The 15849-nt window shown below is 49.3% G+C and carries 9 protein-coding genes; 1 reads left to right on the top strand and 8 read right to left on the bottom strand.

What is annotated here, in order from left to right:
• Positions 1–106 precede the first annotated feature (106 nt).
• Entirely contained in the window at positions 107–550 is a 444-nt protein-coding gene (locus BP71_RS23965; RefSeq protein WP_496383949.1) for a cupin domain-containing protein, read from the top strand.
• A gap of 69 nt (positions 551–619) precedes the next feature.
• On the opposite strand, the gene BP71_RS23960 is transcribed toward BP71_RS23965, so the two are convergent.
• From BP71_RS23960 to BP71_RS23925, 8 genes are all read right to left on the bottom strand, one after another.
• Positions 620–1624, bottom strand: a complete 1005-nt coding sequence (locus BP71_RS23960; RefSeq protein ID WP_496384276.1) for a DUF6807 domain-containing protein — start codon at positions 1622–1624, stop codon at positions 620–622.
• Positions 1625–1694: 70 nt separating this feature from the next.
• A complete protein-coding gene (locus tag BP71_RS23955) occupies positions 1695–3035 on the bottom strand; it encodes a Gfo/Idh/MocA family oxidoreductase (protein WP_496383947.1) in 1341 nt (446 codons plus the stop codon).
• A gap of 125 nt (positions 3036–3160) precedes the next feature.
• Complete coding sequence (locus BP71_RS23950; RefSeq protein WP_496383945.1) at positions 3161–4528, bottom strand: 3-keto-disaccharide hydrolase; 1368 nt, start codon at positions 4526–4528, stop codon at positions 3161–3163.
• 122 nt (positions 4529–4650) lie between these two features.
• Entirely contained in the window at positions 4651–5547 is an 897-nt protein-coding gene (locus tag BP71_RS23945) for a sugar phosphate isomerase/epimerase family protein (protein WP_496383943.1), read from the bottom strand.
• Between the two features lie 91 nt (positions 5548–5638).
• Positions 5639–7465 (bottom strand): RagB/SusD family nutrient uptake outer membrane protein, encoded by a 1827-nt coding sequence (locus BP71_RS23940; RefSeq protein ID WP_496383941.1) that lies wholly within the window; start codon positions 7463–7465, stop codon positions 5639–5641.
• 29 nt (positions 7466–7494) lie between these two features.
• Positions 7495–10623, bottom strand: coding sequence for a SusC/RagA family TonB-linked outer membrane protein (locus BP71_RS23935; protein WP_496383939.1), 3129 nt, complete (start codon positions 10621–10623; stop codon positions 7495–7497).
• Between the two features lie 282 nt (positions 10624–10905).
• The gene (locus tag BP71_RS23930; protein WP_496383937.1) at positions 10906–12573 is read right to left on the bottom strand and encodes a RagB/SusD family nutrient uptake outer membrane protein; all 1668 of its coding nucleotides are present in this window, start codon (positions 12571–12573) and stop codon (positions 10906–10908) included.
• Between the two features lie 37 nt (positions 12574–12610).
• Entirely contained in the window at positions 12611–15664 is a 3054-nt protein-coding gene (locus tag BP71_RS23925) for a SusC/RagA family TonB-linked outer membrane protein (RefSeq protein WP_496384275.1), read from the bottom strand.
• Between the last annotated feature and the right edge of the window lie 185 nt (positions 15665–15849).

Here is a 15849-nt window from a genome sequence, read left to right as displayed (position 1 = left end):
ATTTTGAAACTAATTGTTAAAAATTTATACTATTTCGGGATTACAAACAAAAGTAAACACGAAATGTCGAGGTCTTTCTATAAAAACTACTCTCAATTTAACCCTTATGAAAATAACAAAAAGAGATCTTGCTGTTGCCTCTATCACCGCCTCCTTCACAATGACCTGCATTTTTGCCCATCCTAAAATCAGTATTCTGGAATCATCCATTTTTGATTGGAACAACATTGCTGTCAAAAACACCAAAATCGGCTCCGTCCGAACATTTTTTCGGTCGCAGACAGCCACATTGGACGAGCTGGAATGCCACGTGACCAGTTTAAACCCTGGTGAAGCGTCCCATCCCCCGCATAAACATCCGGAAGAAGAAGTGATTATCATCAAAGACGGGACGCTCGAAGCCCTCGTCAATGGAGAGAAGAAAAAAGTCGGTCCCGGCTCCGTTGTTTTCCAGGCTGCGAATCAAATGCATTCGATCCGGAATGTCGGCACAACTACCGCCACCTATCACGTGCTCAGCTGGCATTCTCCGGGTACCATGGAACGATAGTACTCACCTATAAAAAGATAGCCAACGAGATCTTCGTTGGCTATCGTCTTGCGATCTGCTATTCACAAACTATTCGGTTTTCCCATATGCAGTCGCCAGGTCATTCAACGTGGCGTCTTTCAGGTGCTCGGAGGCAATGACCATGCGGTAACGGAATGTCGTCGATTCTCCTTTCCTCAATTTAAAATTCAACGTTTCCTTACCATCGCTGAGTGCTTTCATACCCAGTGGATTAACCGCAAACAAGCCATAGCCGCGGGCGTGCCAGTAAGCTGGATAACCTACGTTCTTAGGATGATCGATCATGGCAATACTGATGTTCTCATCCTTAATCTTGCCCGTCAGGTTACACCAAATCGCACGTTTACCCCAAACAGTTTCACCTTCTACACCATTGCTGTTGCGATAGTTGCCCGTAATGCCTTCATTGTTCATTTTAGGCACTTTGGTAGCAATACCGCTGGCGTCTGTGAAAATTTCAGGTTTATTGGAAGGCAATTCTAGCTCGCGTGCCACGCGGATCGCGTACATGCCATCCTTTACGTCGGGCATATTGACTTCCGGAAGCACAGCTGTCAGCGTCGTAGTGCGGTCTATGATACGGGTATCACCCTTTCCACTGAATGTGTACGTTGTCGTTTCTTTTAAGGTAAGCGTACCATTCTTGTCGACCCAGTCAGCGGTCACTTTCAGCTCGCCTTTGTCTTTACCACCTTTTGCGGAAGTAATGCCGGTATGGATGATGGTGCCATAGGCGCGTTTGTTATGGTCTACTGCGTCGGAATTGTTCCAGTAGTCGTTGCCATTGACATCTTCGTAGTTCAGCCAGATCCCCACATGGTGCGGATGATCTACGCGCTCACCCCCACGCGGATCGAGCGGCCAGCCGCGTGTGACAACGGTACCTTTTGCAGTCATAACAGGATACAATACTGCCTTTTTCAGCACTTTCTCCCCGGGATAATAATAGGACGTAAAAGGCTTTCCGTCGATTTTTACCTCAACTTTGTGTTCCTTGTCGTTCCGGACCAGATCCACTTTCTGCGCATTGGCGACACTTGCCCACGCAGCCATGGAAACGGTAGCCAGTGCGATCCCTGTATTTTTAAGATTCACGTGAATGTTCTTTAAATGAATGCACTGATTAGCTCAAAACGATCTCCTTTTTCTTCGGATCCCAGCTTACACGCTTACCGGTATGCAATGCCTTGGTAGCCATAATGTTAGCCACCGAGTGATTAAAACCGACACGCGCCGGAGCATTGGACTCTTTACGGCTGCGGATACATTCCATCCAGTTGCGCATGTGCAATGAGGTCATCGGATCGGCACCGGTATTGGCGTCGGTTGCGATCTTGTCACCGGTTTTGAGCGACATTTCAGGCAGCAGATTCGCTTGCAGGCCCATTCCTTTTGCATCCTTTTCTTTCAATCCGCCCTCAGAGGTGATCTTGTTCGTATCGAGGTTAATCATACCTCCGTTTGAGTAATAATACTCCTTCACTCCGCCAGCCTCATTGTTGAACCGGGATGAATAAATTACCTGGAAGCCTTTGCTCTTGTCGTCGAATGGCCCGTATTCAAATGCGGCACTGAAAGTATCGACGTTGGTACGACCGTCTTTCCAGGTATAGATTCCGCCATTGGCGACCACGTTACGCGGTGCATCGAGGCCCGAAAACCAGTGTACCGTGTCGATCTGGTGTGCCATCCATTGTCCCGGAATACCCGAAGAATAAGGGTAGAACAAACGGAATTCGAGGTAGTAGCGCGGGTTCCATTCCACTTTCGGACGGTTCATCAGGAATCGGTCCCAGTCGGTATCTTCCTTGCGGATTTGCGCGACGAGGTCCTTACGTCTCCAGCGACCAGGCTGGTTTACGTTCCAGGTCATTTCAACGGTAGTAATATCCCCGAATTTACCGGACTTGATGTATTCGTAAGCAGCCCAATAGTTAGGCGCACTACGGCGCTGAGATCCAACCTGCACGATCTGCTTCGACGCTTCCACGGCCTTCAATGCCACTTTTGCATCTTCCAATGTTTCGGCGAAAGGTTTTTCGACATACACGTCGCGACCCGATTTCACGGCTTCCGCGCAATGCAATGCGTGTTGAAAATCCGCGGTACTGATGATGACCGCGTCTACATCCTTCCGGGCCAGCAGCTCCTCATTATTCCGTGCCTTTACGAACTCGTTGGAAGCGTATGCCTTACCCTTCATAAAAGCTTCTGCCTCATCGCGACGACGGTTCCAAAGATCGGAAACGCCCATGAACTCGAAGTTCAGTTCTTTGGCATGATCTGAAAAGGAAGGTGCCAGCGAACTGCGGAAGCGGTCTGAAAAACCGATAATACCCACCCTGACGCGATCATTAGCCCCTAGGATACGACGGTAGCTGGCCGCTCCGAAAGCACTGGTGCCTACTGCGACACCCGCAGAAGCCAGTGCTGCATTTTTAAGAAAATCCCTTCTACTGGTCATGATATTGGATTGAATAAAAGTTAACCTTGGATTGCTTTTTGCCTTACTTCTGTCGGCAATCGTTTGTAAATAACGGATGCCGGATTATCTACTGTAATTTTCTTCCTTTTTTCGCTCGGTCCCGATTATTTTATCTCGCGTACCTTCAGGCTGCGGAAAAATACATTATCGCCATGATCCTGCAACAACAGGTTACCTTCCTGAGACATCCCGAAGCCCTCGAACTTGGCGAACTTCGAACCGGCGACAAACTCCTTGAACTGTGGGGAGCCTCGTACGTATTCGACCACCTTATAGCCATTCAGGTAATGCTGTACCGTTCCATCCTTCTGAACGACAATGCGGCCCTGGTTCCATTCTCCGATCTTTTTCACTGCATTCTTCGGCCGGTCGGCGGGGATTACGTCGTAAAAAGACGCAATGGTGCGATTCCCGTTTTTACCGAGTTTGGCATCCGGGTGCCGTTCATCGTCCAGCACCTGGTATTCGCAGCCAATACCCGATTTACCATTGGAATTAAACTTCTGATCTACAAAATACTTCACCCCACTGTTGGCACCTTCCGTGAGTTTGAATTCAAATGCGAACTCGAACGCAGGCCCATAGAGCTTACGCGTAACAATGTCGTTTCCTGTTTCTGAACCGTCGGATTTGGAAATGGTGATCGCACCGTCCTGGTAGTTCCATCTTTTAGACGGGAATTCGGTGCCGCCGTACGAGCGCCATTGATCGGCCGATTTGCCATCATATAACAAGGACCAGCCTTGTGATTTTTCGGCAGCGTCGAGGCCGTTGGGCGTTAGGTTCACGATACGGATGTTGCTCGCAGGACTTGGTTTCAGGTTTGAAGTTTTGATACGGACATTTTTCCAGCTCACCTGGGTTCCTTCCAGGTCTTTGTTACCGATGGCGTGTACCTGCAAACAGATAAAGCCGACCGGCGTCATATCATCAATGACATGCGCCACGGGCACGCCATTCAGGAAAGTGCGAATGGAGTTTCCGATCGCTTCGATGCGGTATTTATTCCAGGCTTCTTTTTTGAATGCCTTTTTGCCCTCCGGGTTAAGATCAAGCGGATACAGCCAACCACGGCGTGCTTCGTCATAAATACCTGCGGAATACGCACGGTCGCTCGGATCGATCTCCACCTGATAGCCATGCACGCGGCCATTCTGGTATTCCGGTTTCGATAAACTACGGATCTGTATTCCGGAATTCAATTTGTTATCGACCTTCACTTCAAGTTCAAGGATAAAATCACCGTAATCCTTTTCGGTCGTAAGAAATGAGTTGGGCGTACCCATCACGGAAGTCCCTACAATGGCTCCGTCTTTTACTTCATATTTTGCCTTTCCGTTAAGTTGTTTCCAGCCGGTCAGGTCTTTGCCATTAAACAACTCCTGCCAGCCGTCTTTCGATTTCTGAGCTTGAAGAGTGTAGCACGATAAAAGCAAGACTAGGGAGAGCAGTGGTAACCTGATTTTTTTCATTGCGTTGAATAATGATGATGGATAACTGAAAAGCACAAAAGGGTACCTTATCTCATATCAGTTATTCTCTAGTAACGATATATTGATAAGAATACCCTTACAAATCCAGTTCAGACTAGCAGCTAAACCGGATATTTAAGCACTTCTGTAATATATTTCCTGTTGATGTCGGCGCAGATCAGCGGTGATTTCTCAGGATCCGGTACTCCGTCGAGTTCTACCACTGCCCAGCCTTTGAAACGGATCTTGTCCAGGGCAGTAAAAACGGCGGGAACATCCACTCTGCCCTGTCCCAACTCCACAAATTTGTAGCCGCTTTTGGTCTCGGCAGGTTTGGTATCTTTTAAATGCAGCGAATGAAGAATGCTCTTGTATTTAACGATGGCTTCATGAGGTTCACCGCCACCTTGTTTGTAATGCGCAATATCAAGCAGCAACTTGATGTAACGCGGATCCATGGCCTGCACGATCACATCCACTTCCTCCGGCGTTTCACCCAGCTGGTTCATGTGATTGTGATAAACTGCCTGCACACCCAAATCCGCCGTCTGCTTACCGATCTCATTCATGACCTGAGCAAGCTTTTTCAGTTCTTCGACCAACGGCGCCCGATCTTTCGGACGCAGACTGTTTGTCAGCTGCATTGCATTTCCACCCAAAGCTTTCACAAAACTCGCATGCGCGACGTGCGTATCTACCGTGCTCTCAAACTTGGCCGGATCCACATCCACGTTGCCACTCGAAAACATGCAAAGCGTCAGCTTATTTTTGACCAGTGCATCTTTCAGTTCGGAAACCTTGGTTCGGTATGGCCCGAAAGTATTGGCCCGCAGCTGAATGCCCTTGAAACCCAGACCGGAGAGGTCAGTCATTGCCTGCTCGTCCTTTCCACCCCAGGTAATAGCCGAATAGCCTATTTTAATATCGCCTTTTTTTACCGCTGCTTCGAGCCAGCTGTTGCTTGCGCATGTCATGGCGGCGGCCAGCGCGGAGTTTTGTAGAAAATTACGTCTGTTCATGACAGGTTTGATTTAGTAACAAAGGATTATCAAGTTTCCAGACGACATAAAACAATAATGACCCGCTATTTGCGGGCCATTGCTTTCAAGTTTATTTCGGGATCTCGGTCAGCGGCGGGATATTCTTCTCGTGACCTGCATATCCTTTGTTCTGGTTGATCCTGCCCTGGGTGTTTCCGTCGATCGCCGGCTGTGGGATGGGCCAGAGCACGTGGTACGGGCTCATGGTGTATTCGTCGGCGTGCCTCGTCTTGACACCTTTGTTGTAAAAATCATTTTTTGCCATCACGCGGTCGTAAAAGTAATTATCGTCGGAGAACTTGTCTAGTGTGTAGGTTTTTCCGTTCGGCGCGGGCTTACCGGTTTTCGCGAAAATATAGGCAATTCGGGTAAGTTCGGTTTTCCGCGGTTCCTCAAAATACAACTCCCGTGCACGCTCATCCAGAATAGTACCGATGTTAATTTTCGCTGCCGGAAGCGGTGCACAGTTGGCGCGAGTGCGTACGGCATTCACGTCTTCGGCCGCTTTGGCAAGGTCACCTTTCCATGCATATGCCTCGGCGCGCAGCAGGTAGGTTTCTGCTAACCGGAACACATACCAATCTGAGCTACCTCCCTGGGGCTGCACCCGTAGCGGATCCTCGACGAAGAGCTTATAATTAGGCCAGTCGAACCAGCAACGGATCGTATCGATCGTCAGAATAACGCCTTCCGCATTTTTTAGCTGCAGGTTTTTATTGTAGTAGCTGTCCTTGTCTTTCAGTGCCGGATTGTTGTACAGAATGTCCTCCATCCTCGTCCAGTTCCCTGGAGCATGGCGAAGGTCGTTCTTATCATCCCATATCTGGTTTTGGGAATAATCTGTTGGGCGCAAACGACCGATACCCCGGCCGAATTTGACGACCTGATCGATCTCAATTCCATAAGTATCGATCGTTCCACGATTTCCGTTCGGCGTATTGATGTTATTAAACCAAAGAGGAACACCATTCCGCATGATCAGCGTACCTCCGTCGACATTGCCCTCGATATTCAAACGGTCGATCACCAGCATGAGTCCTTCGGTATTGGTTGCCAATGCCTTGTTTTGCGGACGATGCAGGTCCCAGACCACATTCCGTGTAGCGTCATTTGCGTTGACGCCGAAACGCGTCGTCATCAGTTTATGCGTTCCGCCGTCGATTACGTTGCTGGCAGATTTGATCGCATCGTCGAACAGGCCCAGTGCCAGGTTCACTTTCGTAAGCAAATGACTGACCGAGCCCTTGTTCACGGTGCCTTTGTCTGTCACAGCCGGAACCCACTGCTCCGCGAATTCCAGGTCTGTTTTCATCTTTTGCAGGATAACTTCCCTTTTGGTGCTCTGAAAATCCAGCTTGGGTCCGTTGATCTCTTCCAGGATCAGCGGAACATCTCCAAACTGCTGGGTAAGGCGATAATAGCGCGCAGCGCGATGGAAGTAGGCGGCGCCCAGCAGTTCGTTTTTCTCTTGCTCATTTTTGTACGCAGGCAAATTGATACGGGAAATGGCGGTGTTGGCGTATTTGATTCCCTTATAGCCTTCGAGCCAGTACCAACCGATGCGGTTATAGTCGATACTATTAAGCTGTGCATCCGGCGTAATGAGCAGGTTCAGGTTCTGGGCCGGCCCCGATTTGTCCGTGGTACCTTCCACGGCAATGTCCGAGAATATCGATTCGGTGATCATCGGCATGTTGTCGCCGTACCATTCCTGCCGCAGGTTACGCTCGCAGGCGACAAGGGTTGCCTTCAGACCAGCCAGGTCTTTAAAGGTGAGATCCGGCTCGAAAAACGACAGGGGTTCCGGTTTGAGCCAGGTTTCCTTGCATCCCGTGACGGCCAAACCCGCACAAAAGATGCCGGATATCAGCCAATACTTTGATATATGATTAAACATAACGCATGTTGCTTTTTGAGTGATAGTGATTACAGGGTGATATCCAGCCCGATCGTATAGATCCTGGGACTGGGTACCGAGGTGGCAATGCTGGCATTGGTGGTGCCATTGGTGCCATTCTCCGGATCCCAGAAGTCCCATTGAGGTGCCCAGAAGCTGATATTGCGTACGTTGCCATAAATGCGCAGGTTTTGTACGGCCGCCTTTTGTGAAATATTCTTGGGAATGGTGTATGCGACCGAAAGATTTTCAAACCGTACAAATGATTTACTGCGGTACACACTATAACCGGTGGCTGACCCTTCACTGGAATAGAGCCTCGCCCATTCATTGGACCTGTTTTCCTCCGTCCAGTAAGGAAACACATAGGAACTGGTACGGTCTACGAAGCCGTCGCGGTTTTTCATCTGGTTAAAAGCCCCTTTCTGGCCCCAGTAGGAATAGATCATGAATGATACGTCGAGGCTTTTGAATAGCTTGAATTCATTTCGGAACGTCCACCTGAAACGCGGAGAAGTATAACCCAAAAACTCCTTGTCGTCGTTGGTGAATTTGCCGTCGTTGTTGACGTCCTTCAATTTGAAATCACCCGGTTTGACGCCATATTTCGTGGCTTCTGCCTCTTCTTCTTTCTGCCAGATACCCAGGATGCGGTAGTTCCAGATTTCATCCAAAGCATGCCCGATAAACCAGCGGTTTGTGATATCATCCGCTTCCCTGCGGCCGGTCACATTCCCAGAGCCGTCTTTGATATCGACATAATTCCCGTACAGGTGAACGATCTTGTTCCTGTTCAGCTGAAAATTCAGGGTGCTTCGCCATGAAAAATTTTCCCGTTTCATGTTGTTGGAATTCACGCTGATTTCCAGACCCTTGTTTTGCACCTCACCGAGGTTATCCCAAACATTGTCAAATCCCAGAATGTTGGGCAAAGCACGTTTCACGAGCAGGTCTTTGGTCGTCGACTTATATACTTCAATGCTTCCGTCAACGATGTTATTGAAGAGGGCAAAGTCGAGACCTACGTTCAATGCGTTGGTTTTCTCCCACTTGAGATTCGGATTCGCCATCCGGCTGACGTAAAGCTGGCTGACCTGGTAAACCGTACCGTCGGGCTTCACATGCAGATATTTTCCGCTGGCCAGGTCGGCCAGTGCGTCGTATCGGGGGATATCGCGGTTACCGTTATTTCCATACGAAACACGCAGTTTTCCGTAGCTCAGCCATTTACTGCTTAAGAAGTGTTCGTCTGTGAAAACCCACCCCAGAGCGGCCGAAGAAAACACCGCGCGGGGGTTTTTCTGCCCGAATGCCGAGTAGCCATCCCTACGGCTTGATATCGTCAACATGTATTTGTCCTTGAAAGAATAGAACAAACGTGCCATCAATGCATCAGCTGTGCTCGTCTGATCGTCGGTGTAGACGATCGGCAGACCTCCTGCTTGTATATTGTGGTAACCCAGCACGTCTGTGGGTGCGAACCCTTTATTGGAAATGGTGTCGCGCCAGCTTCTGAACCGCTCGGCATTAGCCAGAAAGGTGAGGTCGATATTATGTTTCTGATTGATTGTTTTGCTCCATTTCAGGATGTTATCCACCTGCCAGTTAAACACCGTGGAATCCTTCCGGGATGCGCGCCCCCCTTCCGCTGCCCATTCGGCATGCTTCGCTGATTCGGCATTGTAGCGGTGGGTGTAATCAAAACGCGGAGTAAAGTTCAGCTGATAAGTGAACCCGAGCGGCAGGTTCACCTTGGCAAAAATCACCGAATTCAGCGTTTGAGCGCCTTGGTCGCGCTGGGTGAAACCCGGTGCATAGTAGGGGTGGTTTCCTCCGCTGGCTTCCCCGTTGGGCCGCCAGGAGTAATTTCCATTTGCATCAAACTCCGATCCCCACGGCGAAAGTACCCGGGCGAGGTCATAATTCACAGGTACCTGACTTTCGTCCCTTCTGGCAAATTGGGTGTTCATACCAACCGTCAGGAATTTATTGACCTTGCCCTCGAGGTTCAAACGGGCGCGAACGGTGCTGTATTTGTCTCCTACAATAATTCCCTCGTTGTTAAGGTAACCCAGTGACATGTAATAGGAAATACGCTCATTTCGGCCCGACAAACTCACCGTATGATCCTGGCGAAAGCCTTTTTGAAAAACCTTGCTATACCAGTCGACGCTCCTCCCGTCTTTGTAGTTCTGGATTTCCGCAGGCTGCATTCCCAGACGCTGCAGCCACACCGTCGTCGGATCACCTTTGGAGCCGTCGTATGCCAGCCATTCGTCCAGTGTCACACCGGCAGGCAGTTCGCCGGGGTTGGTGAAGCGTGCAGGCTGGGCCGTAGCGTTAATGTTGCGCATGACCTCCTGCCGCCATGTAATAAAACCTTCGGGACTGAGTACCGGCTGATTTTTGGCGACCTCTGCAAATCCGAAATTACTGTTGATGTTGATTACAGGCTTTCCTTCCTTACCCTTTTTAGTGGTAATCAGGATAACCCCGCTTGCAGCCTTCGCACCAAACACGGCCGAGGAACTGGCATCCTTCAACACATCGATTGTCTCGATATCGTTGGGATTGATGTCCTCCAAACCTCCGTAATAGATCGTACCATCGAGGACGATCAGGGGGCTCGAACCAGCATTGATAGAGTTCTGGCCGCGAACGGAAACATTTCCTCCCCCTTTTGCCGAAGTTGAAAGCCCAACATTCATTCCCGGAACGTTTCCTCTCAGCACATCCTGCACCGACTGCGGATTTTCATTTTCGAGGCGAGTCGCATTCACCTGTGACACCGCGCCGGTGAGGTCACGTTTCTTCTGCGTGCCGTAGCCGACCACGACTACTTCATTCAGCGTTTTCTGATCGGTGGCCAGCAGAATATCGAGCACGCTCGCATTACCCGTTTCCTGCTCCTGCGTAACATAACCTACTGCCGAAAAAACAAGCGTGGCAGAATTTCCGGTAATTTCAATGGCATACTTTCCGTCGGCATTGGTCGTGGTACCCTGGGTTGTTCCTTTGATGACAACGGTAACACCCGGAATGGAAGCGTTGCCCTCTCTGGCCAGCACTGTTCCGGTAATAGTCTTGTCCAGCGGAACGATACGGCCAGCCCTTTCCGCGGGCTCTTCAGTGGCACCTGCGAATACAGGAGGGTACATACATATCGAGAACATGCATACCCTGCTCATACGCCGCAAACACGTGGTAAATCGTTTTGTGATGTGCATAGGTCTGGTAGAATTTAGATGATATAGAGATGAAATATACCACCCTGACGCCTCGCATTCCAGCCTGCCCGCACCGCGGGTTAGTCCTATTTTCTAAACGGATAGTCTCATTGATCCTACGGTAGTGTTTTTTTCAATCCGGGAGTTTTTAAAAGCAAAGAGGACGGCTGCATAGCGCAACCGTCCTCTTGATTGGAATACTTCAGGAACCTATCAGTATCCCGGGTTTTGCGGGAATACCGACTTGCCATCAGATGTTTTTGCACTCCGGTCAATTTGTGTCTGAGGGATTGGTCTCAACGCATGATGCGCTTGGATATTGGACGCCTGCGGGTTGTATTTCTTCACTCTTTCTACCAGGAGCCCCCAGCGTTTCAGGTCCAGCCAACGGGTTTGCTCGCCAGCCAGTTCTCTCGCACGCTCTTCAATAATCGTCTCCATCGTAAGGTCTTTTGCATCAATCAGCATTTTTTCCTTTTTCCCTGGCCAGCCCGCACGGTATCTTACCATGTTCAATGCTTCGGCAGCACCGGCCTTATCGCCCGATTGCAGTAATGCTTCGGCGAGCATCAGGTAAACATCTGCCAGGCGCACCACGTAGTAGTCACGGCTGCCCGGTTCATAGGTCATGTCAGGACGTTTGGAATCGAAGAACTTCTGCAATGTCGGGAACAAAGCTTCCGAGTATTTACTTGGCACCAGCACCTGGTATTTTTTTGTCGCGCGCACCTCTTTAGTCATTTCATAACCCGGAATGAAGATCGTCGTATCGCCAGCTGCAAAAGTCACCTTTGTTTTAGAATCGTCAAACGACGCTGCGTTGTAAGTGCCGGGATTGTTGGAAAGCCATGTATCACGGAACGTCTTCTTGTAACGCGAGTCGTTGACGCGGTCAGCGAAAACGGTGTTGAGCAGGTACTCGGTCGGTCTCAAACGTTTGAAAGGACGTCCCCAATAGGTATCGCGCTTCATACCTGGCTGCACATCATATTGCATCCCGAAATAAAGGTGCAAACTATTACCGGTTCCGTTCGTCAAGGCGTCGCTCGTATATTGCACTGCGAACACAACCTCTGAATGGTTCTGGTTGTTTTCATCAAATACAGCCGAAAAATCGTCGAGCAGCTTGTACCCGTATTTGGTAGAAACTTCTTTCAACAGCTCAGCCGCTTTGGTAAAATCGTCAGCCGCCTTTTCGGTTGAATACCCTTTTGCCAGGTACACTTTCGCCAGCAGGGCTTGCGCGTGAGGCTTAGTAGCCCGACCATAATCGGTCGACTGCGCCTTTGCTTCAAGATCTGTAACGGCCTCGCTCAGGTCCTTGATGATCGCTGCGTACATCTCCGCGTCCGTGGCACGCTTAGTTTCCTTTGTTGGTTCTAGGGTTTCATTAAAGTAAAGATCTACGCCACCGTATTGCTGATGCAGGATATAGTAATAATGTCCTCTCAAAAACTTGGCTTCCGCGATGCGCAGCTTCTTGATATTATCGGCAATACCTGTCACATTCGGAGCACGTTCGATGACTGCGTTACAGGTGTTAATTCCTCTATAAAGCTCGTCCCAGGTTGTCGCCAAATAGTCCACAGTCGGGTTCAGCTGGCCATCGTAAAAATGGAAACCCTTATAACCACCATCCGCACCGGTCGCGTAAATGTCAGTACCATATTCACTCATGGTCAGGCCCTGCTGCGTAGCATAGTAAAACCGCAGCGATGAATAAGCCGCCTTAACGCCGTCTTCAAAGCCTTTGGGGGTGTTCAGGTAATCGGTACCTACACCTGAGATGATCTCTTCATCCAGCACATCCTTACACGCCTGCCCTGACAGCATCAATGCCGCCATGCCACATACCAAAATCGATTTTCTTATATTTTTCATTTGTCAATATCTTTTAAAATTTCTAACCCGGGCTTTCTTAGAATCTGGCATTCACACCGAATGTGATTACCATTGTAGCAGGAGTTATACCTGTACCTCCCGCTGCCAGGCCAGTAGTTTCCGGATCAACACCATTGTATTTGTTGCGGTATTTAGCCCAGATAAATGGCTGCTGAATGCTAGAATACAAGCGCAGTGATTCCATTCCCAGTTTTTTCGAAAAATCCGACGTGAGTGTGTAGCCTACGTTCACGTTTCTCAATTTCAGGAACGTTCCATCGAAGTAAGTAAGCGTACTGCCATAAACTGGAAATTCCTGATTGCTTTTCGGACGTGGAAACTCATTGGTCGGATTGTTGGGCGTCCAGTAATCCACCTTCATTTGTTGGTAGCGGCCTGCCAAAGCATTGTTGTTTCTGTGAAACTCGCTGCGAATCAGGTTACCGACACGTGCAAAAAAGAAGAACGAAAGGTCGAAGTTCTTGTAGCTGAAACGGTTGGTAATACCGCCGCTGAAATCAGGAACGTCTGAACCGATGATCTCGCGGTCGTTGGCGTTGATCTTGCCGTCGCCGTCAATGTCTTTCAGCTTGATCTGGCCCACTTCGCTCGCAACAGCTTTGGCGGCGTCCGCCTCACTGGTCTGCCAGATCCCAATTTTTCTATAGTCGTAAACCGTACTTAGCGGACGACCGATGAACCAGCCATTACCTACGTCATCCACTTTTCCATTGTAAAGCGACAGGATAGCTTCGGTATTTTTGGTGAACGTGAAATCAGTGCTCCATTTCAAGCCGCCTGGAGAGTTGATATTAGTGGTAGTCAAACTTAGTTCGATACCGCGGTTGCGGGTCTCACCCACATTACGGGTAACCGCCGCATATCCCCGGGATCCTGGCAACTGATCCGATAGCAGCAATGCAGTAGTGTTGGTTTGATAAAATTCCAACGAGCCCTGAACCTTTCCATGAATAAAGCTGAAATCCAGACCTACGTTAGAAGTGGCTGATGATTCCCAGCGCAAATCCGGGTTTCCGATCCTGTCGCCACGATAGCCATAAGCTGGCGTCGTGTTCCATGCATAACTGGTCCGGCTAAGGAACGCCTGTGTCTGATAAGGAGCCAAACCAGTATTACCCACTTTACCCCAACCGGCACGTACTTTAAGGAGGTCGATCCAACTAACGCTTTTAAGGAAATTTTCATTGGCCAGGTTCCAGCCTACCGCGATACCCGGGAAGTTACCGTACTTGCTGTTTTCACCGAAACGGCTCGAACCATCACGGCGCATGGTTATTGTTACCAGGTATTTATCATTATAATCATAGTTTACACGGGCCATGTAAGAGTTGATCTGCCATGGAATGTAGCCGCTCGTCGGAGAGAATATGGTCGTTGCCGCTCCGAGATTGTAAAATGATTGTGTCTCAACCGGAACCCCCTGAACGCTCGCACTAAAAATCTCTGCGCGATCTTTCTGGAATGAATGTAACAATGTCACATTCAAATTATGCTTTCCTCCGAAGGTTTTGCTATAGTTGATAATATTCTCCAAAGTCCAGTTGAAAGCGAACCCTTGCAGTACTTTTGCCTGCGAATCTCCTCCTTTTCGAGCGTTCGTTTGTGAGCCGATAAATCGTCCATAACGGCTGAGAGTAAAATCAGGGCCAAAATTGACACGATATTTTAACCCTGGCAAAATACTGAACTCTGTGTAAAGGCTATTGAAAATACGGTAGCGCTTGAGCTCGGCAACCTGCGCGCCCGGAACCAGTTCCGCAAGCGGGTTAGTCAGCAACGCGTCATTGGTAGGTGAGAAAATCAGCTTGCCATTATCGTCATAAGGTACGGCCAACGGATTCTGGTTAATCGTCATTCCGTAAGTATTCAGGGAGTCACCGTTACGGATACTGTTCATCATATAGGACGACAAACCAACCTTCAACCATTTATTTACCTGATGATCAACATTTGACCGCAGCGAAAGACGGGTGAAATTCGCTTCTTTTACTACACCTTTGTCGCGGAAATAACCTCCGGAAATATAAAACTGTGTGCGGTCGTTTCCTCCCTGGACACCCACCGAATGATTCTGCATCACGCCCGTTTTCACAACCAGATCCTGCCAGTCGGTACTGGTGCCGTTGGCGATACCTTTCGCCACATTGGGATCGCCACCGAGTACCGCCACTTTCGCATCTGCTTCGGCATTGATCACCCCGGTCGGTATCGCATTGCCTGCTGCGTCCTTGTAACCGCCCGTGGCACGGTAGGCTTCGCGAACGAATTCAGCGAATTCAGCTCCCTTGAACAGATCCACTTTGTCGAGCGCTTTGGAAACGCCCACGTAGCCATCATAGCTAACAGTGGTTTTGCCCTTCTGACCGCCACGCTTGGTAGTCACGATTACAACGCCGTTTGCACCGCGCGAACCGTAGATCGCCGTCGCAGTCGCGTCTTTCAAAACCTCCATCGACTGGATGTCATTGGGGTTCATATCTTCATAACCACCCGCTAGCGGTATCCCGTCCACAACATATAAAGGATCATTACCCGCGTTGAACGAACGACGGCCGCGGATCAGGATTTTCGGAACTGTTCCGGGCTTGGAGCCAGATTGGGTCACATCCACCCCGGCAGCACGTCCCTGCAGGGCCTGTCCCAGGTTGGTAATAGGCATTTCATTGATTTCCTTGGCACCTACCGAAGAGATTGCCCCGGTAAGCTGACTTTTTTTCTGGGTACCGTAACCCACCACAACCACTTCGGTCAGGGTTTTCTGGTCACTTGCCAGTACTATATCGACTATGCTTTTATTACCGACAGCTATTTCCTGCGTGACAAAACCGACCGCCGAAAACACAAGTACGGCATTGTCGTCCGGGATACTCAATTTGAAAGCGCCGTCAACATCGGTGTTCGTACCGGTTTTAGTGCTTTTCACGACCACCGAAACGCCGGGTATGGGCAGGTTGTCCTCCGCTGCCGTCACTTTTCCGGATACATTTCTGTCGACTACTCTGACCGTTAGGTTTGTTGGCCTCATTGCATAGGCTTGCCCTGTAAAACCCGTCATTACCGCACCAGCCATCGCCCATCTCATCATACAGTGGCCAATACTCGTAAAGTTTCTTTTCATACGCATTGATTGTTTAACCATTAATAGTTCATCACTCACTTTTTAATTGACGATCACTCGATAGCGTAGCCCTTACAAAATAATTATATATTTTCCATAAATAGTTACAAATACATATACAGTTACTTAACACAGAA

This window comes from Dyadobacter ginsengisoli DSM 21015 (assembly GCF_059568735.1).
This window is presented reverse-complemented; position numbering and strand designations above follow the sequence as displayed.

What these genes read in the sequence shown, in the direction of transcription:
- BP71_RS23965 (WP_496383949.1), top strand. Translation starts at nt 107, where the DNA reads ATGAAAATAACAAAAAGAGATCTTGCTGTTGCCTCTATCACCGCCTCC.
- BP71_RS23960 (WP_496384276.1), bottom strand. Translation starts at nt 1,624, where the DNA reads ATGGCTGCGTGGGCAAGTGTCGCCAATGCGCAGAAAGTGGATCTGGTC.
- BP71_RS23955 (WP_496383947.1), bottom strand. Translation starts at nt 3,035, where the DNA reads ATGACCAGTAGAAGGGATTTTCTTAAAAATGCAGCACTGGCTTCTGCG.
- BP71_RS23950 (WP_496383945.1), bottom strand. Translation starts at nt 4,528, where the DNA reads ATGAAAAAAATCAGGTTACCACTGCTCTCCCTAGTCTTGCTTTTATCG.
- BP71_RS23945 (WP_496383943.1), bottom strand. Translation starts at nt 5,547, where the DNA reads ATGAACAGACGTAATTTTCTACAAAACTCCGCGCTGGCCGCCGCCATG.
- BP71_RS23940 (WP_496383941.1), bottom strand. Translation starts at nt 7,465, where the DNA reads ATGTTTAATCATATATCAAAGTATTGGCTGATATCCGGCATCTTTTGT.
- BP71_RS23935 (WP_496383939.1), bottom strand. Translation starts at nt 10,623, where the DNA reads ATGTACCCTCCTGTATTCGCAGGTGCCACTGAAGAGCCCGCGGAAAGG.
- BP71_RS23930 (WP_496383937.1), bottom strand. Translation starts at nt 12,573, where the DNA reads ATGAAAAATATAAGAAAATCGATTTTGGTATGTGGCATGGCGGCATTG.
- BP71_RS23925 (WP_496384275.1), bottom strand. Translation starts at nt 15,664, where the DNA reads ATGGCTGGTGCGGTAATGACGGGTTTTACAGGGCAAGCCTATGCAATG.